The following is a 23,652-nucleotide window of genomic DNA, read 5'->3' on the forward strand; positions in this document are numbered from 1 at the left end:
GCGCCTGAGCGGCATATTAGCACCTGTTAAAATTCTGCGATCCCTGAAACGCGCGCTTAAAAGAGCGCGCCGGCCCGCCGGCTTCCCGGCTGCCACCAACGAAGCCTTCTACCAGCATGCTGCCAGCCCAAAAACAGACCCTCGAAGCCCTGCTCGCGGATAGCGTCAAGCAGGTCGCACACGCCCTGAAAGGCGCCGACGCGGCAAACGCCGACGCCGCGTTCGTCGCGCCCGCCATCACGCTCGAGCGCCCGAAGGTTGCCGCGCACGGCGACGTCGCGTGCAACGTCGCGATGCAGCTCGCCAAGCCGCTGGGCGCGAACCCGCGCCAGCTCGCCGAGCAGATCGTCGCGGCCCTCACCGCGCAGCCCGGCGCGCAAGGCCTCGTCGAGGCCGCCGAAATCGCCGGCCCCGGCTTCATCAACCTGCGCCTGACGGCGGCGGCCAAGCAGGCCGTGATCGCCGCGGTGCTCGCGGAAGGCCGCGGGTTCGGCCTGTCCACGCGCGAACACGGCAAGCAAGTGCTGCTGGAATTCGTGTCGGCGAACCCGACCGGCCCGCTGCACGTCGGCCACGGCCGCCAGGCGGCGCTCGGCGACGCGCTCGCGAACGTGATCGCGAGCCAGGGCTGCGCGGTGCACCGCGAGTTCTACTACAACGACGCCGGCGTGCAGATCGGCAACCTCGCGATCTCGACCCAGGCGCGCGCGCGCGGCCTGAAGCCGGGCGACGCGGGCTGGCCGGAAGCCGCGTACAACGGCGAGTACATCGCCGACATCGCGCGCGACTACCTGAACGGCGAGACGGTCGCCGCGAAGGACGGCGAGCCGGTCAAGGGCGCGGGCGACGTCGAGGATCTCGAAGCGATCCGCAAGTTCGCGGTCGCGTACCTGCGCCACGAGCAGGACATGGACCTGCAGGCGTTCGGCGTCAAGTTCGACCAGTACTACCTCGAATCGTCGCTGTACAAGGAAGGCCGCGTCGAGCAGACGGTCGACGCGCTGATCAAGGCCGGCGTGACCTACGAGCAGGACGGCGCGCTGTGGCTGCGCACGACCGACAACGGCGACGACAAGGATCGCGTGATGCGCAAGACGGACGGCACCTACACGTACTTCGTGCCGGACGTCGCATACCACGTGACCAAGTGGGAGCGCGGTTTCACGAAGGTGATCAACATCCAGGGCTCGGACCACCACGGCACGATCGCGCGCGTGCGCGCCGGCCTGCAGGGGCTGCACATCGGCATCCCGAAGGGCTACCCCGACTACGTGCTGCACAAGATGGTCACCGTGATGCGCGACGGCCAGGAAGTGAAGATCTCGAAGCGCGCGGGCAGCTACGTGACGGTGCGCGACCTGATCGAATGGTCGGGCGGCGCGGCGCCGGGCCAGGAGGCGGCGCCGGACCTGATCGACGAGGCGACGATCACGCGCGGCCGCGACGCGGTGCGCTTCTTCCTGATCTCCCGCAAAGCCGACACCGAGTTCGTGTTCGACATCGACCTCGCGCTGAAACAGAACGACGAGAACCCGGTCTACTACGTCCAGTACGCGCACGCGCGGATCTGCTCGGTGCTCAACGAATGGAAGTCGCGCTACAACGGCGAGCTCGCGCAGCTGCCGGGCGCCGACCTGTCGCAGCTCACGAGCACGCAGGCCGCGTCGCTGATGCAGAAGCTCGCCGAGTATCCGGACATGCTCTCGCACGCCGCGAACGAGCTGGCGCCGCACGCCGTCGCGTTCTACCTGCGCGACCTCGCTGGTGAATTCCACTCGTTCTACAATGCGGAGCGCGTGCTGGTCGACGACGAAGCGCCGCGCACCGCGCGCGCCGCGCTCCTCGCCGCGACCCGGCAGGTGCTGGAGAACGGCCTGGCGATGCTCGGCGTCTCCGCGCCCGCCAAGATGTAAGTTGCCCGAGCGGGCAGACAGGCCGCGGCTGCGCCCGCCGCGGGAGCGCCCGCCGCGACCTTTTCACGATTCTTTTTGCAGGTGACTCAAGCAATGGCACAACCACGCCGCACGTCGAAGCAATCGAAACAAGCCGGAGGAACATTTCTGGGCATCGTGCTGGGCCTGATCGTCGGCCTCGCGATCGCCGTGGTGGTGGCGCTCTACATCACGCGCTCGCCGTCGCCGTTCGTGTCGAAGGTCGCGCCGCCGCCGGCCGACACCGGCGCGAGCCAGCCGCAGCAGTTCGATCCGAACCGCGCGCTGCAGGGCAAGACGCCCGGCCAGCCGGTGCCGCAGGCCGCGCAGCCGGCGCCGCCGAACACCGCGCCCGGCCAGGCCGCGAACCAGACGCAGGGCGGCGGCCTGCTGCCCGAGCCGCAGATCGTCGAAGTGCCGCCGTCGACCGGCGGGTCGAACGGTTCGAATGGCGCGAACGCGTCGAATGGCTCGAACGGGTCGCACGCATCGAACGGTTCGAACAACGCCGCGAACAACTCGGCAAACAACGGCGTCGCCGTCCCGCCGAAGGCGGCCGACAATACGCCGCCGAAGAAGCCGCAACAGCAGCAGCAACAACAGCAGGCGGGCGAAGACGACCTCGCGCGCCTCGCCGCGCAGAAGCAGGCGCAGATGCAAGCCGCGCAGAAGGCGCAACAGCAGGCCGCGAAGCCGACGTCGTCGACGACGGTCGCGAACAACGCCGGCAATGCCGCGAAGGCGCCGAGCGCGGCCGACGCGAACACCGGCTACTTCCTGCAGGTCGGCGCGTACAAGACGGAATCGGACGCCGAGCAGCAGCGCGCGCGCCTCGGCTTCCAGGGCTTCGAGTCGAAGGTGTCGAAGCGCGATGTCAGCGGCGTCACGTATTTCCGCGTGCGCGTGGGCCCGTTCTCGAAATTCGAGGATATGAACTCGGCACGCCAGCGCCTGTCCGATGCAGGAGTCGACACGGCGGTGATCCGCTTCACGAAGCAGTAAGCGCGGCCGCACCGCCGCCCCTGTCACGTTTCGCTTCCCGAGCAACTGATCCGACATACACACAACATGAAAAAACTGCTGAGCACGCTTCTCCTGTCCCTGAGCCTCGCGGCCGGCTTCGCCCAGGCCGCTCCGTCCGCGCCCGTCGCCGGCAAGGATTACGAGGTGATGAAGGCGCCGCAGCCGGTGTCCGCGCCGGCCGGCAAGGTCGAGGTGATCGAATTCTTCTGGTACGGCTGCCCGCACTGCTACGAGTTCGAGCCGACGGTCGAGGCCTGGGTGAAGAAGCAGGGCGACAAGGTCGACTTCAAGCGCATCCCGGTCGCGTTCCGCGACGATTTCGTCCCGCACTCGAAGCTGTTCTACGCGGTGTCCGCGCTCGGCATCTCCGAGAAGGTCACGCCGGCGATCTTCAACGCGATCCACAAGCAGAAGAACTACCTGCTGACGCCGCAGGCGCAGGCCGACTTCCTGGCGTCGCAGGGCGTCGACAAGAAGAAGTTCATGGACGCGTACAACTCGTTCAGCGTGCAGGGCCAGGTGAAGCAGTCGGCCGAGCTGCTGAAGAGCTACAACATCGACGGCGTGCCGACGATCGTCGTGCAGGGCAAGTACAAGACGGGCCCGGCCTACACGAACAGCCTCGAAGGCACCGCGCAGGTCCTCGACTACCTCGTGAAGCAGGTCCAGGACAAGAAGCTCTGATCCCCGTCCCGGCGCCGGCATGACAACTCCGCTGAAGGTCTTCATCACCGGCGCGTCGAGCGGCCTCGGCCTCGCGCTGGCCGACGAATACGCGCGCCAGGGTGCGACGCTCGCGCTGGTCGCGCGCCGCACCGACGCGCTCGAAGCGTTCGCACGGCGCTTTCCCGCGCTGTCCATCTCCGTCTATTCCGCCGACGTGCGCGACCCCGATGCGCTCGCGGGCGCCGCGGCGGCGTTCATCGCCGCGCACGGCTGCCCGGACGTCGTGATCGCGAACGCGGGCATCAGCCAGGGCGCGGTGACGGGCCAGGGCGACCTCGCCGCGTTCCGCGACGTGATGGACATCAACTACTTCGGGATGGTCGCGACCTTCGAGCCGTTCGTCGGCCCGATGACGGCCGCGCGGCACGGCACGCTCGTCGGCGTCGCGAGCGTCGCCGGCGTGCGCGGGCTGCCTGGCTCCGGCGCGTACAGCGCGTCGAAGTCGGCCGCGATCAAGTATCTCGAGTCGCTGCGCGTCGAGCTGCGCCCCGCGGGCGTCGGCGTCGTGACGATCGCGCCCGGCTACATCCGCACGCCGATGACCGCGCACAATCCGTACCGGATGCCGTTCCTGATGGACGCCGACCGCTTCGCCGCGCGCGCGGCCGAAACGATCGCGCAGCAGCGCGCGTTCCGCGTGATTCCGTGGCAGATGGGCGTCGTCGCGAAGGTGCTGCACGTGATGCCGCGCTGGCTGTACGACCGCCTGTTCGAAAAGGCCCCGCGCAAGCCGAAGGCAAGCGCGCACTGAGCACCCCGGGTCCGGCCGCACGGCCGGACCGCCTTCGAGCGCCGCCCTTACCTCCCCCCTGCCGCTCCCCGGCGCGCAAACAGCCGTTCCGTCGTCATCGCAGCCGTTTTTCGCTCAACGCGCCGCGTTCCGTCGCCTTTTTCCACGCACGGTGCGCTTTGACGGTATGCTATCCGCCGGCCGCGTCGCCTCCGGGCGGCGCATTCGCATCCCGTCATCAATCAAGCAAAAAGCACACGCCACGTGGGAGAACCTATGCACGTCAAGCTGTTCGCCGCGGTCGCACTGGCCGCGGCTCCCGTCCTCGTCACCGCCAAGCCGCTCACCGTCTGCACGGAATCGAGCCCGGACGGCTTCGACGTCGTGCAGTACAACTCGCTCGTCACGACCAACGCGTCGGCCGACGTGATCTTCAACACGCTGGTGTCGTACGACGAAGCCGCGAAGAAGGTCGTGCCCGCGCTCGCCGACAAATGGGACGCGAGCGCCGACGGCCTCACCTACACGTTCCACCTGCGTCCGAACGTCGCGTTCCAGACCACCGACTATTTCAAGCCGAACCGCCCGCTCGGCGCGGACGACGTCGTATTCACGTTCAGCCGGATGCTCGACAACGGCAATCCGTGGCACAAGGTCGCCGGCGCGAGCGGCTTCCCGCATGCGCAGTCGATGGGCCTCATCAAGCTCGTGAAATCGGTGTCGAAGGTCGACGACAGCACCGTGAAGTTCGTGCTGAACGAGCCGAACGCGACGTTCGTGCCGATCCTGACGATGGGCTTCGCGTCGATCTACTCGGCCGAATACGCGGACCAGCTGCTGAAGGCGGGCAAGCAGGCGGACCTGAACGCGAAGCCGGTCGGCACCGGCCCGTTCGTGCTGAAGAGCTACACGAAGGACGCGCTGATCCGCTACGACGTGAACCCGACCTACTGGGGCGCGAAGCCCAAGGTCGACCGGCTGATCTACGCGATCACGCCCGACGCGTCGGTGCGCCTGCAGAAGGTGAAGGCCGGCGAATGCCAGATCGCGCTGTCGCCGAAGCCGCAGGACGTGCTCGCCGCGAAGGGCGAAAGCGCGCTGAAGGTCGTGCAGACACCCGCGTTCATGACCGCGTTCGTCGCGCTGAACACGCAGAAGAAGCCGCTCGACAACGACAAGGTGCGCCAGGCGCTGAATCTCGCGTTCGACCGTGCGAGCTACCTGAAGGTCGTGTTCGACAACACCGCGACGCCCGCGAACAACCCGTATCCGCCGAACACGTGGAGCTACGCGAAGGACGTCGCGCCCTATGCGTACGATCCGGCAAAGGCGAAGCAGCTGCTCGCCGCGGCGGGCTTCCCGAACGGCTTCTCGACGACGATCTGGGTGCGCCCGACGGGCAGCGTGCTGAACCCGAACCCGAAGGCCGGCGCGGAACTGCTGCAGGCCGATCTCGCGAAGATCGGCGTGAAGGCCGAAGTCAAGGTGATCGAATGGGGCGAGCTGATCAAGCAGGCGAAGCTCGGCCAGCACGACCTGCTGTTCATGGGCTGGGCCGGCGACAACGGCGATCCGGACAACTACCTGACGCCGCAGTTCAGCTGCAACGCGGTGAAGTCCGGCATCAACTTCGCGCGCTACTGCGATCCGCAGCTCGACAAGCTGATCGCCGACGGCAAGGAAACGGCCGACCAGGGCAAGCGCGCGAAGCTGTATGAAGCCGCGCAAAAGCTCATCCACGACCAGGCGCTGTGGATTCCGCTCGGCTATCCGACGGCGGCGGCGCTCACGCGCGCGAACGTCGGCGGCTATCGCGTGAGTCCGTTCGGACGGCAGAACTTCGCGGCGGTGTCGGTGCAGTAACACGCCCCCGACCGTGGCGCGCAGGCGACGGGTGTGACCGCCCGCCTGCGCGCCGAGCTCGATGCGGCCGGCCTGCACGGCGTGCAGCCCGCGACGCCGGTGCACGCGCTGAGCGGCGGCCAGCTCGCGCGCGTCGCGCTGATCGGCGCGCTGGTCGTCGCGCTGGTCGTCGCGTCGCACGACGCGGCGTTCCTCGCGGCGCTCGCGCCGACCCACACGATGCGATGGCATCGCGACGGGTGGCGCTACGAGCCCGTCGCGTGAGGAAGGATCAGCGTGCGGATGCGGTGTTTATCGCAGGCCGCGCGCCATCACGACTCCGCCGCGCCGTCGGGGCTCGCGAAAAGCCGCTTGAAAAGGCGCTCCGCTTCCCGCACGCCTTCGGCGCTCAGGACGACCGACTTCGCCTTGTTGACGGGATCGCCGATCAGGCCGCGTTCATGCAGGCGATTCAGCGCGTCCCAGTCGAAACTCTTCCAGGCGCGGTTGTGGTCGTGCAGCGTCAGGTAGAGAAGCGCCAGGACTGCGTCATCGATTGCGGCAAGGTTGACGTTCATCGCATGTTCCATCCTGATCCGTCTCTGCATCCCGTCACCCGGCTGACGCGCCGAGCGTCGCGAGCAGCTTGATGAAGTTGCGCTTCGCGCGATACGTCCTGCGTATCGCGTCGAGCTCCGCGTCGAATTCCGCTTGCTGCCGATGCGCCGCCCGCAGCGCGCCGATCTTGCGCACGACGTCGAACGCGTCGTCGTAGCGCGCACTGCCCGCGCCGCGCTCGAGCGCAACCGGCAGCAGCCGATGATAGAGCACGATCGCCTCGTCGGGATGCGTCTTCGCGCGCGCGGCCGCCATCGCCGGCCAGACGTCGGTCGCAACCGGCCCGCCGCCGAACGCGTCCCAGGCCGCTTCGACATCCTTCTCGGCAAGCAGCAGCTTGACGAGCTCGGTGCGCGGCGACGGCTGCCAGCCCCACTTCGCCTTCGCGCTCTCCTTCGAGGTTTCCCGTTGTCGCGCCAGCGTCCGCAAATGCGCGATCGCGCGTTCGCGCACGGCATCACGTCGCGCGGTCTTCGCCGCAACCTTCATCAGCGCGGCGAATTCGTCGGCGCTCGGATGGCTCTCGAAGCGCTGCCACGCAAGCGCGTCGGCCCGGTCGAAATCGCGCCGGCGCAGGTATTCGGCAATGCAGAAGCCAAGCAGACGCGAATCGCGCCGATCGCCCGCGACACCCAACCCGCGCTCGGCCCATGCCAGCCCTTCGTCGAAACGGCCGTGCTCGGCGCACAGTTCCGCGATCTGCGCAAATCGGTGCGAAGCCGACAGATCCTTCGACCAGATACGGATCAGCGCGTCGACATCGCCGTCGCGCTTCGCCAGCGATTCCATCGCATGTTCGAGATTCAGCCGCGCAGATTCGTACGGATCGTCGCGGCCCGCCGCCAGCGTCGGCAGCGCAGCCCAGCTTTGCTCGACGAGCGCCCGATACCGATCGATCCCGTCGCTGCCGAGCGGCTCCTCATAATTCGGCAGCACGTCGTAGAACGTGTCCCACCGCCCGTCGGCCTGCAGGCGAAACAGGCGCTCGGCGAGTTTCACCGGGTCCGGCCGGGTCCGCCGGCACGCTTCGAGATGCAGGTGGGCCAGCTCGTAAATCCTGGGCGCAACGCTGCCGTCCGAGTCGTCGATCTGCTCAAGGCTCGCTTCCGCGTCCGCGATCGCGAGTTCGGCTAGCTCGACCACGTGTGCCGCATGCGGGCCCGCCAGTTGCCGACGCAGCATGTCGGCCAATTCGAAGAGGTTCTCTCCAAAGGTGTGCGCCTCGTCCCAGCCGAGCGGCCGCGCCACGCGCGCCAGCTGACGAACGGCGGCCCGCAGGCTCGCAACGTCGCCGGCATTCGCGGCGCGCGCCTCGAACAGCAGCCTGTCGCGCAATGACCGGTCGCGCTCGGCCGCATCGAGCAGCCAGTTGCGCAACGCGTCCTCGTCGAGCACCGCCAGATAGTCGCGAATCAGCTCCGCATGGGTCTTGCGCTTGCGTCGCGGGCGCGCCGGCTCGGGCGTCTCGTCGTGAAAAACCTCCTCGCCGCTGTTTTCGAGCCACGACAACGCGACGGCGACCGCATGCTTGCAGAAGATCTCGTCGACACCAACCGGGCAATTGCATGCGTAGTCGAGCAAGCCTTCATCATCGACGGAAAATTCGACGTGGTAGCGGTGCGTGCCGCGCACGTTGGCCGACAGCGCGCCGTCGTGCTCGGTCAGCCGCGAGACCGCGCCGTCGTGGTAGTAGGCCTTGCCGCGCTCGAAGGACTTCGGGTCGGCCAGCGCCTTGATTTCCGCGAGCGTGATGACGTCGGCCAGGGAGACATTCCTTGGCATGGGTTGCGACGGGTATTCAGAGCGAAATTGAAAATTGTACGAAAGCGCCGGGCGAGCCTGCGCCGGCGTGCATGCTCAATGCCGCGCAAAGCGGATCACGCCATCGGCTCCCTCGCTGCGCGTCAACTCCCCCGCGAGCCACAGCAGGTTCAAGTGCGCGATCGCCTCGCCGAGCGCGAACGTCATCTGGTGGATGTCGAGCTCGCGGCGGCGGAACATGATCGGCACGATGTCGGCCGCGCTCGCCGGCTTTTCCGCGCACGCCGCGCGCACTTCGTCAAGCCGCGCGTCGTGGTGCGCGCGCAGCTGCGCGATGCGGGTGCGCACGCCGCGGAACGGCTTGCCGTGCGACGGCAGCACGAGCGTGTCGGCGGCCATCGTCTCGTAGCGGCCGAGCGATTCGAGGTACAGCGCGAGCGGGTTCGCTTCCGGCTCGAGGTCGAACACCGACACGTTCGTCGAGATGCGCGGCAGCACCATGTCGCCGGAGATCAAGAGGCCGTCGGCCTCGCTGTAGAGCGCGCAATGCTCAGGCGAATGGCCGTAGCCCGTCACGACGCGCCACGTGCGGCCGCCGATCGTCACCGGATTGCCTTCGCGCAGGCGGCGATAGCGCGGCGGCACCGACGGCACGAGGTCCGAGTAGTAGCCGCGGCGGTTGCGCAGCTTGTCGAGCGAGCCCGGATCGGCGAGGCCGTGGCGCGCGAAGTGATCGGCCGCCGCCGCGCCGCCCGCGTTCGAGCCGTTGCCGGCCGCCATCAGGCAGCCGAACATGTACTCGCCGAGCGTCATCCACAGCCGCGCGTTCCAGCGGCGCTGGTCGCCGCCTTCGCACAGCCAGTTCGCGAGGCCAAAGTGATCGGGATGGCAGTGCGTGACGATCACGCGCAGCACCGGCAGGCCGTCGAGATGGGCGTCGAAGATCCGTTCCCAGTGCTCGCGAATCGCGTCCGACGCGATCCCGCAGTCGACGATGGTCCAGCCAGCCTGTCCGTCGATCTCGTCGCGCAGCAGCCAGAGATTGATGTGGTCGAGCGAGAACGGCAGCGGCATGCGCAGCCAGCGCACGCCGGGCGCGACCTCGAACGTGTCGCCCGCGGCGGGCAGCGTATCGGCGAAGGGGTAGTCGAGTTGGTGTTCCAGTGCGTTCATCGGTGGGGCGTCTCGTCGTTGTGCATGCGGGGCCGGCGTGCGGCCGGGCCGCCGCGGGCGTTCCGGCGATTCTATCGCCGTCTCGCGGCGGGCGTCGTCCGGGCCGCCCGCGCGTCAAAAAAAGTTCGCGTCAGATTCGGTTCCGTACCTGTATCTTTATGCGAAGAAGCCCCGAACGTCGCACAACGCCGGGCAACGCCCCCGATGGCGCGCCGCCCGGCCCGCCGCCGGATGCGCTGAATCCGGCGCCCGGACGCTAAAATACCGAGTGCTTACAGCCCATGAGCCTGCACGCAATGAATCACTTCCCCAAACTGCTGTCGTCGCAGATCGGCTTCGACGTCGCGCAGACCATGCTCGAGAACTTCGACCGCCACTACCGGATCTTCCGCGACGCGGCCGTCGACGCGAAGACCCTGTTCGAGCGCGCGGACTGGCACGGGCTGCAGCGGCTCGCGCGCGAGCGCATCACGTCGTACGACGATCGCGTGCAGGAATGCGTCGAGGTGCTGGAAGACGAATACGACGCGGAGAACATCGACGACGAGGTCTGGCAGCAGATCAAGCTGCATTACATCGGCCTCCTGACGTCCCACCGCCAGCCCGAGTGCGCGGAAACGTTCTTCAACTCGGTGTGCTGCAAGATCCTGCACCGCTCGTACTTCAACAACGATTTCATCTTCGTGCGCCCGGCGATCTCGACGGAATACCTCGAGAACGACGAGCCGGCCGCGAAGCCGACCTACCGCGCGTACTACCCTGGCACCGACGGCCTCCAGGTCACGCTCGAGCGCATCGTCACGAATTTCCAGCTGGAGCCGCCGTTCGAGGATCTCGAGCGCGACATCGCGTGCGTGATGCAGGCGATCCACGACGAGTTCGGCCGCTTCGACGAAGCGCAGAATTTCCAGATCCACGTGCTGTCGTCGCTGTTCTTCCGCAACAAGACCGCGTACGTGGTCGGCCGCATCATCAACGGCGACCGCGTGCTGCCGTTCGGGGTGCCGATCCGCCACACGCGCCCGGGCCTGCTCGCGCTCGACGCGGTGCTGCTGCGCCGCGACCAGCTGCAGATCATCTTCAGCTTCTCGCACTCGTACTTCCTCGTCGACATGGTCGTGCCGTCCGCGTACGTCGACTTCCTGTGCTCGATCATGCCGGGCAAGCCGAAGGCGGAAATCTACACGTCGGTCGGCCTGCAGAAGCAGGGCAAGAACCTGTTCTACCGCGACCTGCTGCATCACCTGTCGCATTCGAGCGACCGCTTCATCATCGCGCCCGGGATCAAGGGCCTCGTGATGCTCGTGTTCACGCTGCCGTCGTTCCCGTACGTGTTCAAGATCATCCGGGACCGCTTCCCGCCGCCGAAGGAAACGACGCGCGCGCAGATCATGGAGAAGTACCAGCTCGTCAAGCGCCACGACCGGCTCGGGCGGATGGCCGACACGCTCGAATATTCGAGCGTCGCGCTGCCGCTCGCGCGGCTCGACCACACGCTCGTGCGCGAGCTCGAGAAGGAAGTGCCGTCGCTGCTCGAATACGAGGGCGACAACCTCGTGATCAAGCACCTGTACATCGAGCGCCGGATGGTCCCGCTCAACCTGTACCTGCAGAACGGCACCGACGCGGAAATCGAGCACGGCGTGCGGGAGTACGGCAACGCGGTGAAGGAGCTGATGAAGGCGAACATCTTCCCCGGCGACATGCTGTACAAGAACTTCGGCGTCACGCGCCACGGCCGCGTCGTGTTCTACGACTACGACGAGATCGAGTACCTGACCGACTGCAACGTGCGCCACGTGCCGCCGCCGCGCCACGAGGAGGACGAGCTGTCCGGCGAGCCGTGGTACTCGGTCGGCCCGCACGACATCTTTCCCGAAACCTACGGGCCGTTCCTGCTCGGCGATCCGCGCGTGCGCGACGTATTCTTGAAGTACCACGCCGATTTCTTCGAGCCGGCGCTGTGGCAGGCGAGCAAGGACCGGCTGCTGCAGGGCGAACTGCCCGATTTCCATCCCTATGACGCGTCGCTGCGCTTTTGCGTGCGCTATCCCGATCGTTTCGACGCAGCGGACGACGACGAGGGCGGCGCGCAGCGCGCCGCCTGAAACGCCGCAAAGCGCCCCGGAAACCGGCCCCGAAAAATCGGGCCTGATACCAACCCATTTTCCGCCCCCGGAAACCCGAACTGATGAATACCAACGACCACCCGCTCTCACACCTGTTCGACAACAACGACGCCTGGGTCAAGCGCAAGCTCGCCGACGATCCGCAATACTTCTCGCGTCTCGCCGACCAGCAGGCGCCGGAATACCTGTGGATCGGCTGCTCGGATTCGCGCGTGCCGGCGAACCAGATCATCGGCCTGCCGCCGGGCGAAGTGTTCGTGCACCGTAATATCGCGAACGTCGTCGTGCACACCGACCTCAACTGCCTGTCGGTGATCCAGTTCGCGGTCGACCTGCTGCGCGTGAAGCACATCATGGTGGTCGGCCACTACGGCTGCTCGGGCGTGAACGCGGCGCTGCACAACCGCCGCGTCGGCCTCGCGGACAACTGGCTGCACCACGTGCAGGACGTGCGCGAGCGGCACGCGGCGCTGCTCGACGAATGGCCGGTCGGCGAGGCGCGCTATCGCCGCCTGATCGAGCTGAACGCGATCGAGCAGGTGGTCAACGTGTGCCGCACGACGATTGTCAACGACGCATGGGCGCGCGGCCAGCAGCTCACCGTGCACGCGCTCGTGTACGGCGTGCACGACGGCCGCATGCGCGACCTCGGGATGGCCGTGTCGAGCGCCGACGCGCTCGACGGCACCTACCGGCGCGCGGTGGCCGCGCTGGGCGCGCGCGGCGACCACGCACGCGGCAACGACATGGTCGCGGCCGATGCGGCGCAGCTCACCGAAGTCGCGCAGTCCGTCGCGGATACGTTGAAGCCTTGCACGGGAACGGACTAAGGGCCCGGGCGCTCACCCGGTCCGACGGGAGACGAACATGTCAGCTATCGATCACGACGATCCGATCGTCATCGCATCCGCGGCGCGCACGCCGATCGGCGGATTCCAGGGCGACTTCGCGTCGCTCGCCGCGCCGCAGCTCGGCAGCGCCGCGATCGGCGCGGCGCTCGCGCGCGCCGGCCTCGCCCCGGACCGGATCGACGAAGTGCTGATGGGCTGCGTGCTGCCCGCAGGCCAGGGCCAGGCCCCCGCGCGCCAAGCGGCGCTCGGCGCGGGCCTGCCGCTCGCGACCGGCTGCACGACGATCAACAAGATGTGCGGCTCGGGGATGCGCGCGGCGATGTTCGCGCACGACATGCTCGCCGCCGGCTCGGCCGACGTGATCGTCGCGGGCGGCATGGAAAGCATGACCAACGCGCCGTACCTGCTGCCGAAGGCGCGCGGCGGGCTGCGCATGGGCCACGGCCAGGTGCTCGACCACATGTTCCTCGACGGCCTCGAGGACGCGTACGACAAGGGCCGACTGATGGGCACGTTCGCCGACGAATGCGCGGCCGAGTACGCGTTTTCGCGCGACGCGCAGGACGCGTTCGCGATCGAGTCGCTCGCGCGCGCGAAGCGCGCGAACGAGGACGGCTCGTTCGACTGGGAAATCGCGCCCGTGACGGTGGCCGGCAGGAAGGGCGGGACGGACGACAGGGTCGTGTCGCGCGACGAGCAGCCGTTCAAGGCCGATCCGTCGAAGATCCCGCTGCTGAAGCCCGCGTTCGGCAAGACCGGCACCGTCACCGCCGCGAACGCGTCGTCGATCTCCGACGGCGCGGCCGCGCTCGTGATGATGCGCGCGTCCACCGCCGCGCGGCTCGGCGTCGCGCCGCTCGCGCGCGTGGTCGGCCACGCGACGTTCGCACAGGCGCCGGCGAAGTTCACGACCGCGCCGGTCGGCGCGATCCGCCGCCTGTTCGAGCGCAACGGCTGGCGCGCGGCGGACGTCGACCTGTACGAGATCAACGAGGCGTTCGCGGTCGTCGCGATGGCGGCGATGAAGGAGCACGGCCTCGCGCACGACCGCGTCAACGTGAACGGCGGCGCCTGCGCGCTCGGCCACCCGATCGGCGCGTCCGGCGCGCGCATCCTCGTCACGCTCATCGGCGCGCTGCGCGCGCGCGGCGGCAGGCGCGGCGTCGCGAGCCTTTGCATCGGCGGCGGCGAGGCGACCGCGATGGGCATCGAACTCCTCTGACCAAACGGCACCACCGCCAAGGAGCGTCGTACATGAAAACCGCATTGATCATCGGCGCATCGCGCGGCCTCGGCCGCGAATTCGTCCGGCAATACCGGCGCGACGGCTGGAACGTGATCGCCACCGCGCGCGACGACGCGTCGCTGGCCGCGCTGCGCGAGCTCGGCGCGCACGCGCATGCGCTCGACATCGCGCAACCGGAGCAGATCGCCGCGCTCGGCTGGAAGCTCGACGGCGAGCGGCTCGACGTGGCGATCGTCGTGTCGGGCGTCTACGGGCCGCGCACCGAAGGGGTCGAGACGATCACCGCCGAGGATTTCGACGCGGTGATGCACACCAACGTGCGCGGCCCGATGCAGTTGCTGCCGATCCTGCTGCCGCTCGTCGAGGACGCGCGCGGCGTGCTCGCCGTCGTGTCGAGCCGGATGGGCAGCATCGCCGACGCGACCGGCACGACCGGCTGGCTCTACCGCGCGAGCAAGGCCGCGCTCAACGACGTGCTGCGCATCGCGTCGCTGCAGACGCGCCACGCGGCGTGCGTGGCGCTGCATCCGGGCTGGGTGCGCACCGACATGGGCGGCGCGGAAGCGGCGCTCGATCCGGAGACGAGCGTGACCGGCATGCGGCGCGTGCTCGCCGAAGCCGCCGCCGACGTCGCGCTCGCGAACGGCCGCTTCTTCCAGTACGACGGCGTCGAGCTGGCCTGGTAACCGATGACAACCTCACGTCGTTAATTCCCGTTACGCATGATTCTGTCCCGACCTGACGCGTGCCCGTGCGGCGGCGCGTCCCCGCTTCCCGCCGGCCGCGCGCCGGCGCCCCGCTACGCCGCGTGCTGCGGCCGCTTCATCGACGGCGGCGAGGCGGCGCCGACCGCGCTCGAATTGATGCGTTCGCGGTACAGCGCGTACGTGCTCGGCGCGACCGACTACCTGCGCGCGACGTGGGCCGCCCGAACCTGCCCCGCCGATCTGGATGCCGACCCCACTGCGCCCGACGCGCCGCGCTGGCTCGGCCTCGCGGTGAAACGCCACGCGCCGCTCGACGAACGCCACGCGGAGGTCGAGTTCGTGGCCCGCTACAAGGTCGGCGGGCGCGCGTACCGGCTCCATGAGACGAGCCGTTTCGAGCGCGACGAGCAGGGTTTCTGGCGCTACGTTGACGGCGATGTAAGCGAGCGCTGACAAATACTTGCTGTGTCAGACGCCGGGTAATTCCTGCATTGCACAACCGAAAATTGTCAGGCTACGATGAGCCTCGGTTTGGTCAAGTTGCACGGCAGGGCTTACGAATGGCGTTCAGCAAGGTACTGGTGGGATGGATGGCAGCCTGCGCGCTGTCGGCCGCGCTGGCCGACACGCTGCCGAACGCCGGCGCCCCGGGCGGGCCGCTCGCCCGCGCCGAACGCTTCGACTACGGCGATTCGGGCCTGCCCCAGGTCGCCGCCGACCTGAACGAACGGATCATCCGCATCCCGGCCGACGCGTCCGGCGCCGTCACGCTCGAAGCCACGCTGTTCAAGCCGGACGGCCCCGGCCCGTTCCCGCTCGTCGTGTTCAACCACGGCAAGAATCCAGGCGACCTCCATCAGCAGCCGCGCAGCCGCCCGCTCGCGTTCGCGCGCGAATTCGTGCGCCGCGGCTACGCGGTGATCGCGCCGAACCGCCAGGGCTTCGCCGGCTCCGGCGGCGCCTATCAGCAGGAAGGCTGCAACGTCGCGAAGAACGGGCTCGCGCAGGCGGCCGACATCGGCGCGACGATCCGCTACATGTCGCGCGAGCCGTACGTCGATGCGTCGCACATCGTCGTCGCCGGCACGTCGCACGGCGGGCTCGCATCGATCGCCTACGGCACCGAAGCGGCGGCCGGCGTGCGCGGCATCATCAATTTCTCCGGCGGGCTGCGCCAGGACCTGTGCGACGGCTGGCAGCGCAATCTCGTCGACGCGTTCGACCAGTACGGCGCGCGCACCGCGGTGCAGTCGCTGTGGCTCTACGGCGACAACGACTCGGTGTGGACGCCCGCGCTCGTCGCGCAGATGCACGACGCGTACGCGTCGCACGGCACCCGCGCGCAGTTCATCGACTTCGGCCGCTACAAGGACGACGCGCACCGGCTGATCGTCGACCGCGACGGCGTGCCGGTCTGGTGGCCTGCCGTCAACGCGTTCCTGGCCAGGCTGAACCTGCCGACCGCAGTGCGCTACGCGGTGGCGAACCCGCACGAGCCGAAGGCGTCGGGCTATGCGTCGATCGACGCGGTCGACGCGGTGCCGTTCATCGACGCGGCCGGCCGCGACGGCTATCGCCGCTTCCTGAACCAGCATCCGAGCCGCGCGTTCGCGGTGTCGGCCGAAGGCGCGTGGTCGTGGGCCGAGGGCGGCGACGATCCGATGGCCCTCGCGCTCGACAACTGCGCGAAGCAAGGCGCGGGCGCGTGCCGGCTGTATGCGGTCAACGATCGCGTCGTGTGGAACGCGAATGCGTTGCAGACCGCGGACAACGCCGAACGTGACGACAACGCGCAAGCCGCGCGCTCGCTCGCGGCGCGCTGATCGCGCGTTCGCCCGAACCGCCCCATCCCCTATTTCGTTTCCCGTTCGCTTGCGTGTCGACGCCGTCGCGCGTCGGCCTGCGCGCGCCTTCGCGCCCCGTTTTCCTGCGCATTCCGGACCGATGGATCATTGATTTTTTTCTACTGAGGGGCGTCACTCGGACGTCGTCATCTGCACGCATTTCGGGGCTTCTGAGTCGTACCGTCCCGAGCCGCCCTGATCTGCGCCGAACTCCCGCCAGCCAAGGCTTTGCGGCGTTTGTAACCGGTAGTGCAACGCGCGGCGGAACACGCTAATCTCAGCGCGTTTCGTGTTTTGCATGCCGTGTTTTGCATGCCGCCCTGACGGCCTGCATGGCCGTCATCCGATACCGGCCGCAACGCGTCCCGCACGACGCCGCGCGCCGCCTGTTTTTCACCGGAGCCGTTTTGAGTACGCAAGCGACCGACGACTGGGTCGCGCGCAGCCTGCGCGCGGTCTGGCACCCCTGCACCCAGATGAAGCACCACGAGCGGCTGCCGCTCGTTCCCGTCGCGCGCGGCGTGGGCCTGTGGCTGTACGACCGCGACGGCCGCCGCTACTTCGACGCGATCAGCTCGTGGTGGGTCAACCTGTTCGGCCATGCGAACCCGGACATCAATGCCGCGCTGAAGGACCAGCTCGACACGCTCGAGCACGCGATGCTCGCGGGCTGCACGCACGAACCCGCGATCGAGCTCGCCGAGCGGCTTGCCGCGCTCACGCAGCACACGCTCGGCCATGCGTTCTTCGCGTCGGACGGCGCGTCCGCGGTCGAGATCGCGCTGAAGATGAGCTTCCACGCATGGCGCAATCGCGGCCACGCCGGCAAGCAGGAATTCGTCTGCGTCGCGAACAGCTATCACGGCGAGACGATCGGCGCGCTCGCCGTCACCGACGTCGCGCTGTTCAAGGACGCGTACGACCCGCTGATCCGCCACGCGCACGTCGTCGCGTCGCCCGACGCGCGGCTCGCGCGGCCGGGCGAGACGGCCGCCGACGTCGCGGGCCGCGCGCTCGCCGACGTGCGGCGCCTGTTCGTCGAGCGCGACGGCAGGATCGCCGCGCTGATCGTCGAGCCGCTCGTGCAATGCGCGGCCGGCATGGCGATGCACGATCCGTCGTACGTGCGCGGGCTGCGCGCGCTGTGCGACGAATTCGGCGTGCACCTGATCGCCGACGAGATCGCGGTCGGCTGCGGGCGCACCGGCACCTTCTTCGCGTGCGAGCAGGCCGGCGTGTGGCCCGATTTCCTGTGCCTGTCGAAAGGCATCAGCGGCGGCTACCTGCCGCTGTCGCTGGTGCTGTCGCGCGACGAGATCTTCGCGGCGTTCTACCACGACGACACGGCGCGCGGCTTCCTGCATTCGCATTCGTACACCGGCAACCCGCTCGCGTGCCGCGCGGCGCTCGCGACGCTCGACCTGTTCGCGCGCGACGACGTGCTCGCGCGCAACGCGCGCAACTCCGCCGCACTGCGCGACGCGCTCGCGCCGCTCGCCGCGCATCCCCAGGTGCTCCACCTGCGCGAGCGCGGCACGCTGTTCGCGTTCGACGTCGCGCTCGACGGCGACGCGGCGCGCTGCTTCTCGCGGCGCTTCTTCGAACGCGCGCTCGAACGCGAGCTGCTGCTGCGCCCGATCGGCACGACCGTCTACCTGATGCCGCCGTACGTGATGAGCGACGACGACATCGCGTGGCTCGCGCGGCGCACGCGCGACACGCTCGACGCCACCCTTGAGGAGATCGCTCGATGACCCTGCTCGACACCCTGCAGCGCGGCCTCGCCGAACTCGACGCGCAAGGCCTGCGCCGGGTGCGCCGCACCGCGGACACCGCGTGCGACGCGCACATGAGCGTCGACGGCCGCACGATCGTCGGCTTCGCGAGCAACGACTACCTCGGCCTCGCCGCGCATCCGGCGCTCGTCGCCGCGTTCGGCGAAGGCGCGCAGCGCTACGGCTCCGGCAGCGGCGGCTCGCACCTGCTCGGCGGCCACTCGCGCGCGCACGCGCGGCTCGAGGACGAGCTCGCCGGCTTTTCCGGCGGCTTCTCCGATGCGCCGCGCGCGCTGTACTTCAGCACCGGCTACATGGCGAACCTCGCCGCGATGACCGCGCTGTCGGGCAAGGACGCAACGATCTTCTCGGACGCGCTGAACCATGCGTCGCTGATCGACGGGATGCGCCTGTCGCGCGCGCACGTGCAGGTCTACCCGCACGCGGACACGGCCGCGCTCGCCGCGCTGCTCGAAGCATCCGATGCGAAGACGAAGCTGATCGTCAGCGACACCGTGTTCAGCATGGACGGCGACCTCGCGCCGCTGCCCGAGCTCGTCGCGCTGGCCGAACGGCACGGCGCGTGGCTCGTCGTCGACGACGCGCACGGCTTCGGCGTGCTCGGCCCGCAAGGGCGCGGCGCGCTCGCGGCCGCGGCACTGCGCTCGCCGAACCTCGTGTACGTCGGCACGCTCGGCAAGGCGGCCGGCGTCGCGGGCGCGTTCGTCGTCGCGCACGAGACGGTGATCGAATGGATGATCCAGCGCGCGCGCAGCTACATCTTCACGACGGCCGCGCCGCCCGCGGTCGCGCATGCGGTATCGGCGAGCCTGAAGGTGATCGCCGGCGACGAAGGCGACGCGCGGCGCGCGCATCTCGCCGCGCTGATCGAGCGCACCCGCGTGCTGTTGCGCAGCACGCGCTGGCAGCCGGTCGATTCGCACACGGCCGTGCAGCCGCTCGTGATCGGCAGCAACGATGCGACCCTCGCCGCGATGCGCGCGCTCGACGCGCACGGCCTGTGGGTGCCCGCGATCCGGCCGCCGACCGTGCCGGCCGGCACGTCGCGGCTGCGCATCTCGCTGTCGGCCGCGCATTCGTTCGACGATCTCGCGCGGCTCGAAGCGGCGCTGATCGCCGCCAGCGACGAGGCGGCGGCCTGCGTCGAAGCGAACCGGCGGGAAGCCGCATGAGCCCGCCGCTGTCGCTGTTCGTCACCGGCACCGATACCGAGATCGGCAAGACCTTCGTGTCCGCCGCGCTGCTGCACGGCTTCGCGCGGCTGGGCCTGCGCGCGGCCGCGATGAAACCGGTCGCGGCCGGCGCGTACGAGCAGGACGGCGTGTGGCGCAACGAGGACGCCGACCAGCTCGACGCGGCCGCGAACGTCGTGCTGCCGCCGGAGCTGCGCACGCCGTTCCTGCTGAAGGCGCCGGCGGCCCCCCACGTCGCCGCCGCGCAGGAAGGCGTGACGCTCGACCTCGACACGATCGTCGCGTGCCATCGCGAAGCGCTGACGCGCGCGGACGTCGTCGTCGTCGAGGGCGCCGGCGGTTTCCGCGTGCCGCTCACCGGCACGCGCGACATGGCCGACCTCGCGGTCGCGCTCGGCGTGCCGGTCGTGCTCGTCGTCGGCGTGCGGCTCGGCTGCATCAGCCACGCGCTCTTGACCGCCGACGCGATTCGCCGACGCGGGCTCACGCTCGCCGGCTGGGTCGCGAACCACGTCGATCCGGCGATGTCGTTCCAGGACGAGAACGTCGCGACGCTGCGCGACTGGCTCGCCCGCGAGCACGGCGCGCCGCTGATCGGCCGCATTCCGCACCTGGCGCCGGCCGCCCCCGAATCCGCCGCGGCGACGCTCGACGTCGCCGCGCTCGTCGACACGCTGCGCGCCGCGCAGCATTGACATTGAATCACCCCATTTCCCCGCACTCAGGAACAACGATATGACCCAAGCCCAGACTGCCGCAGTGCAACCCGACGCAATCCCGGTGGCCGCTCCGGCCGCGCAGCGCTGGCGCGTCGCCGACGTCGTCGCGCTGTTCGAGCTGCCGTTCAACGACCTGATGTTCCGCGCGCAGCAGGTGCATCGCGAGCACTTCGACGCGAACGCGGTGCAGCTGTCGACGCTGCTGTCGATCAAGACGGGCGGCTGCGAGGAGGATTGCGGCTACTGCTCGCAGTCGTCGCATCACGACACGGGCCTGAAGGCCGAGAAGCTGATGGACGTCGACGCTGTGCTCGACGCCGCGCGCGCCGCGAAGGCGAACGGCGCGAGCCGCTTCTGCATGGGCGCCGCGTGGCGCAACCCGAAGGAGCGCCACATGCCGGCGCTGACCGAGATGGTGCGCGGCGTGAAGGAGATGGGGCTCGAGACCTGCATGACGCTCGGCATGCTCGAGGACGAGCAGGCGAAGGCGCTCGCCGACGCGGGCCTCGACTACTACAACCACAACCTCGACACGTCGCCGGAGTTCTACGGCCAGATCATCTCGACGCGCACCTACCAGGATCGCCTCGACACGCTCGACCGCGTGCGCGACGCGGGCATCAACGTGTGCTGCGGCGGGATCATCGGGATGGGCGAGTCGCGCCGCGAGCGCGCGGGCCTGATCACGCAGCTCGCGAACCTGAACCCGTATCCGGATTCGGTGCCGATCAACAACCTGGTCGCGATCGAGGGCACGCCGCTCGAGGGCACCGCCGCGCTCGACCCGTTCGAGTTCGTCCGCACGATCGCGGTCGCGCGGATCACGATGCCGAAGGCCGTGGTGCGGCTGTCGGCCGGCCGCGAGCAGCTCGACGACGGGCTGCAGGCGATGTGCTTCCTCGCGGGCGCGAACTCGATGTTCTACGGCGACCAGCTGCTGACCACCAGCAACCCGCAGACCCAGCGCGATCGCGCGCTGTTCGAGCGCCTCGGGATCCGCGCGAGCCAGGCGGACGCGCTGGGTACGGACGCTTGATGGACGCGTAAGCGGACGCGTGAGCGGCGAACGCCGCGCAATGCAGAAGCCGGGGCATGCCCCGGCTTTTTTTCGTTCAGCGCGCGGATTGCGCGCTCCCGTCCAGCACCGCGCGCACCTTCGCGACGAGCCGCTCGTCGACGGGCGCGAGCACCTCGCCGCGCGGGCGCACGCCCGAGCCGAAATGCACCGCGCGCACGCCGGTCGTCCTGACGAAGTCGCCGACCGCGTCGGCGGTCAGCCCCGAGCCGGCCAGCACCGTGCACGATGTACCCTCGGCGCGCCGCACCATCCGCGCGATCGTCGCGGCCGCGTCGAGCACCGACGGATGGCCGCCCGAGGTCAGCACCGACGTGACGGCCGGCACGCGCAGCAGCGCGTCGAATGCGGCGTTGAGGTCGCGCGCGACGTCGAACGCGCGATGGAAGGTGAGCGCGCGGCCGTCGGCGGCGCCGGCGATGCGCGCGAGCGCGTCGAGATCGATGGCGCCGCGCGCGTCGAGCGCGCCGAACACGACGCCGTTCGCGCCGGCCGCAACCGCCGCGCGCACGTCGCGCTCGATTACCCGGAGATCGTCGGCGTCGTAGACGAACGACCGGCTGTGCGGCCGCACGATCACGTTGACGGGAATCGGCACCGCGGCGACGACGGCCTCGATCAGGCCGACGCTCGGCGTCAGCCCGCCCTCGCCGATCGCGGTGACGAGTTCGAGACGGTCGGCGCCCGCGCGGGCGGCGACCTTCGCATCGCCGACGGTCGTGGCGATCACTTCGAGCAGGACGGAAAAGGCAGCGGTTCGGATCATCGGCGGCTCGCGAATCGGTATGACGATTCGTGCATCCTAGCCGAGCGGCGCGACCGCCGCCAGTTCACCGGGCATGCCGCTCGACAACGCGTGCGCGGGCTGCCGCTACGCAATCACGCGTCACGGAACAGCCCGCGCAAAGCGCAACGCCCTACCCTGCGGCGGCTTCGTCATCTCCCCAGTCGAGATCCCCGCACAGCACGCGCAGCGCGTCGCCCACGCGGATCGCGACCGACAGCGTCACGCACGGCTGCGCCTCGTTGATCGACAGGTACGGCCGCGTCACCTGCACGCGGCCCGGCTCGGCAATCGCCGTGCGGAAGTACGGCCGCCGCAGCCAGTTCGCGCCCTGCGCGTCCGCGAGCGGCAGAAAGCGCGTCTCGCGGGTGGCGCGATCGGCGCGCAGCACGACGTTGCGGCCCGCCTGCCGGCCCTGCGCGTCGAGCAGGAAGCAGCGCGCCGCGCCGTCGAGCGCGAGGAAATTCCAGCACACCTCGTCGAGCGGCTCGCCGGCCGCGAGGCGCTCGGCCGCGCGCTCGAACGCGCGCAGGTACGGCGCGAGCCGCTGCGCCTCGCGCCGCTCGCGCGCGTCGGTCTGCAGGCGAAAGCGCTCGGTCAGCTCGCCGATGCACGCGGTCGCGGCCGCGCTGTCGGGCAGCCCCGGCGCCGGCCGGCCGAAGAAGTAGCCCTGCACGAAATCGGCCTCGCACGACAGCGCGATCTGCGCTTCGTGCTCGGTCTCGATCCCTTCGACCAGCACCAGCTTGCCGGCCTCGTGCAGCAGCGTGACGAGACCGTGCAGGATCGCGGTGAGCCCGGTGCGGTGCGCCGCGTGCGACAGCATGATGCGGTCGAGCTTCACGATGTCCGGATTCAGCTGCCAGATCCGCTCGAGGTTCGAATGGCCCGCGCCGAAATCGTCGAGCGCGAGCAGGAAGCCCTGCGCGCGGAATTCCCGCATCGCGTCGGCAAGCCGCTCGAGGTCGTCCGCGCGCTGCTCGAGCACTTCGAGCACGATGCGGCGCGGCGGCATGCCGAGCCGCTTCAGGTTCGCGAGCAGCGCCGCGGCCTGGAACGGATCGGTCAGCACGCCCGGATGCACGTTCAGGAACAGCCATTCGCGCTCCGCGCCGAGCAGCGCGAAGTTCTCGAGATGCAGCGCCTGCGCGAGCCGGTCGAGCTGCAGCAGCTCGCCGTGACGCGCCGCGTCGCCGAACACGTCGAGCGGCGACACCGGCCGGTCGAGCGTGTCGTGCGCGCGCAGCAGCGCTTCGTAGCCCACCGCACGCTGGTGCGACAGGCTGAAAATCGGCTGGAACACACTCGTGAGCGTCAGGTCGTGATGCTGCGTCGCCAGACGCTCGAAGCCGGACGTCACCTCCCGCTCGAAACGGTACGGCGACGCGGCCGGACGCTCCTGTTGCACGATCGTCATACCCCCTTCCTCCTGATGCTGGCGAACGCGGCGGCGGGCGAACTGGACGGCGCGTGGGATGTCCTGCGAGTTGTCATGAATAAGCCC

At 69.3% G+C, this 23,652-nt stretch carries 21 protein-coding genes; 16 read left to right on the forward strand and 5 right to left on the reverse strand.

Annotation, left to right across the window (positions count from 1 at the left end):
* Positions 1-116: 116 nt before the first annotated feature.
* From argS to KY49_RS20930, 6 genes are all read left to right on the forward strand, one after another.
* A complete protein-coding gene (gene argS / locus KY49_RS20905; RefSeq protein WP_042586435.1) occupies positions 117-1,913 on the forward strand; it encodes an arginine--tRNA ligase in 1,797 nt (598 codons plus the stop codon).
* A 93-nt stretch (positions 1,914-2,006) separates the two neighbouring features.
* On the forward strand, positions 2,007-2,933 hold the full coding sequence (locus KY49_RS20910) for an SPOR domain-containing protein (RefSeq protein ID WP_042586436.1): 927 nt from the start codon (positions 2,007-2,009) through the stop codon (positions 2,931-2,933).
* A 66-nt stretch (positions 2,934-2,999) separates the two neighbouring features.
* A complete protein-coding gene (locus KY49_RS20915; protein ID WP_010090519.1) occupies positions 3,000-3,638 on the forward strand; it encodes a thiol:disulfide interchange protein DsbA/DsbL in 639 nt (212 codons plus the stop codon).
* Between the two features lie 19 nt (positions 3,639-3,657).
* On the forward strand, positions 3,658-4,431 hold the full coding sequence (locus KY49_RS20920) for an SDR family oxidoreductase (RefSeq protein WP_010090518.1): 774 nt from the start codon (positions 3,658-3,660) through the stop codon (positions 4,429-4,431).
* Between the two features lie 255 nt (positions 4,432-4,686).
* The gene (locus KY49_RS20925) at positions 4,687-6,273 is read left to right on the forward strand and encodes an ABC transporter substrate-binding protein (RefSeq protein WP_042586437.1); all 1,587 of its coding nucleotides are present in this window, start codon (positions 4,687-4,689) and stop codon (positions 6,271-6,273) included.
* Positions 6,274-6,306: 33 nt separating this feature from the next.
* On the forward strand, positions 6,307-6,537 hold the full coding sequence (locus KY49_RS20930; RefSeq protein ID WP_042586438.1) for a hypothetical protein: 231 nt from the start codon (positions 6,307-6,309) through the stop codon (positions 6,535-6,537).
* 47 nt (positions 6,538-6,584) lie between these two features.
* Here the strand turns inward: KY49_RS20930 and KY49_RS20935 are convergent, their stop codons facing one another.
* The 3 genes from KY49_RS20935 to KY49_RS20945 all read right to left on the reverse strand — a co-directional run bounded on the left by KY49_RS20935 (position 6,585) and on the right by KY49_RS20945 (position 9,804).
* A complete protein-coding gene (locus KY49_RS20935) occupies positions 6,585-6,830 on the reverse strand; it encodes a DUF6429 family protein (protein WP_042586891.1) in 246 nt (81 codons plus the stop codon).
* Positions 6,831-6,864: 34 nt separating this feature from the next.
* Positions 6,865-8,652, reverse strand: coding sequence for an SWIM zinc finger family protein (locus tag KY49_RS20940; protein WP_042586439.1), 1,788 nt, complete (start codon positions 8,650-8,652; stop codon positions 6,865-6,867).
* A gap of 75 nt (positions 8,653-8,727) precedes the next feature.
* Positions 8,728-9,804, reverse strand: coding sequence for an MBL fold metallo-hydrolase (locus KY49_RS20945; RefSeq protein WP_042586440.1), 1,077 nt, complete (start codon positions 9,802-9,804; stop codon positions 8,728-8,730).
* A gap of 296 nt (positions 9,805-10,100) precedes the next feature.
* On the opposite strand from KY49_RS20945, the gene aceK reads away from it, so the two are divergent.
* The 10 genes from aceK (at position 10,101) to bioB (ending at position 21,325) form a co-directional block, all read left to right on the forward strand.
* Positions 10,101-11,912 (forward strand): bifunctional isocitrate dehydrogenase kinase/phosphatase, encoded by a 1,812-nt coding sequence (gene aceK, locus KY49_RS20950; RefSeq protein WP_042586892.1) that lies wholly within the window; start codon positions 10,101-10,103, stop codon positions 11,910-11,912.
* Between the two features lie 83 nt (positions 11,913-11,995).
* Positions 11,996-12,763, forward strand: coding sequence for a carbonate dehydratase (gene can / locus KY49_RS20955; RefSeq protein WP_042586441.1), 768 nt, complete (start codon positions 11,996-11,998; stop codon positions 12,761-12,763).
* Positions 12,764-12,800: 37 nt separating this feature from the next.
* Positions 12,801-14,006 carry an acetyl-CoA C-acetyltransferase gene (locus KY49_RS20960; protein ID WP_042586442.1) on the forward strand — a complete coding sequence of 402 codons (1,206 nt, stop codon included), beginning with the start codon at positions 12,801-12,803 and terminating at the stop codon, positions 14,004-14,006.
* Between the two features lie 32 nt (positions 14,007-14,038).
* The gene (locus KY49_RS20965; RefSeq protein WP_042586443.1) at positions 14,039-14,716 is read left to right on the forward strand and encodes an SDR family oxidoreductase; all 678 of its coding nucleotides are present in this window, start codon (positions 14,039-14,041) and stop codon (positions 14,714-14,716) included.
* 36 nt (positions 14,717-14,752) lie between these two features.
* Complete coding sequence (locus KY49_RS20970) at positions 14,753-15,190, forward strand: YchJ family protein (protein WP_042586444.1); 438 nt, start codon at positions 14,753-14,755, stop codon at positions 15,188-15,190.
* Positions 15,191-15,297: 107 nt separating this feature from the next.
* On the forward strand, positions 15,298-16,560 hold the full coding sequence (locus KY49_RS20975; RefSeq protein ID WP_042586445.1) for a dienelactone hydrolase family protein: 1,263 nt from the start codon (positions 15,298-15,300) through the stop codon (positions 16,558-16,560).
* A 428-nt stretch (positions 16,561-16,988) separates the two neighbouring features.
* Positions 16,989-18,335, forward strand: a complete 1,347-nt coding sequence (bioA, locus tag KY49_RS20980) for an adenosylmethionine--8-amino-7-oxononanoate transaminase (protein WP_042586893.1) — start codon at positions 16,989-16,991, stop codon at positions 18,333-18,335.
* Positions 18,332-19,549 carry an 8-amino-7-oxononanoate synthase gene (gene bioF, locus KY49_RS20985; protein ID WP_042586446.1) on the forward strand — a complete coding sequence of 406 codons (1,218 nt, stop codon included), beginning with the start codon at positions 18,332-18,334 and terminating at the stop codon, positions 19,547-19,549. Before bioA ends, bioF begins: the two co-directional genes overlap by 4 nt.
* Complete coding sequence (gene bioD / locus KY49_RS20990; RefSeq protein ID WP_042586447.1) at positions 19,546-20,265, forward strand: dethiobiotin synthase; 720 nt, start codon at positions 19,546-19,548, stop codon at positions 20,263-20,265. Before bioF ends, bioD begins: the two co-directional genes overlap by 4 nt.
* Before the next feature lie 40 nt (positions 20,266-20,305).
* Positions 20,306-21,325, forward strand: coding sequence for a biotin synthase BioB (gene bioB, locus KY49_RS20995; RefSeq protein ID WP_029226320.1), 1,020 nt, complete (start codon positions 20,306-20,308; stop codon positions 21,323-21,325).
* Positions 21,326-21,401: 76 nt separating this feature from the next.
* Here the strand turns inward: bioB and KY49_RS21000 are convergent, their stop codons facing one another.
* Both KY49_RS21000 and KY49_RS21005 read right to left on the reverse strand, forming a co-directional pair.
* Positions 21,402-22,130: a copper homeostasis protein CutC gene (locus KY49_RS21000; RefSeq protein ID WP_042586448.1), complete on the reverse strand. Its 729-nt coding sequence runs from the start codon at positions 22,128-22,130 to the stop codon at positions 21,402-21,404.
* A 151-nt stretch (positions 22,131-22,281) separates the two neighbouring features.
* Entirely contained in the window at positions 22,282-23,565 is a 1,284-nt protein-coding gene (locus tag KY49_RS21005) for a sensor domain-containing phosphodiesterase (protein WP_042586449.1), read from the reverse strand.
* Positions 23,566-23,652 lie beyond the last annotated feature (87 nt).

Source organism: Burkholderia sp. MSHR3999, from assembly GCF_000833595.1.
Lineage (GTDB): Bacteria > Pseudomonadota > Gammaproteobacteria > Burkholderiales > Burkholderiaceae > Burkholderia > Burkholderia ubonensis.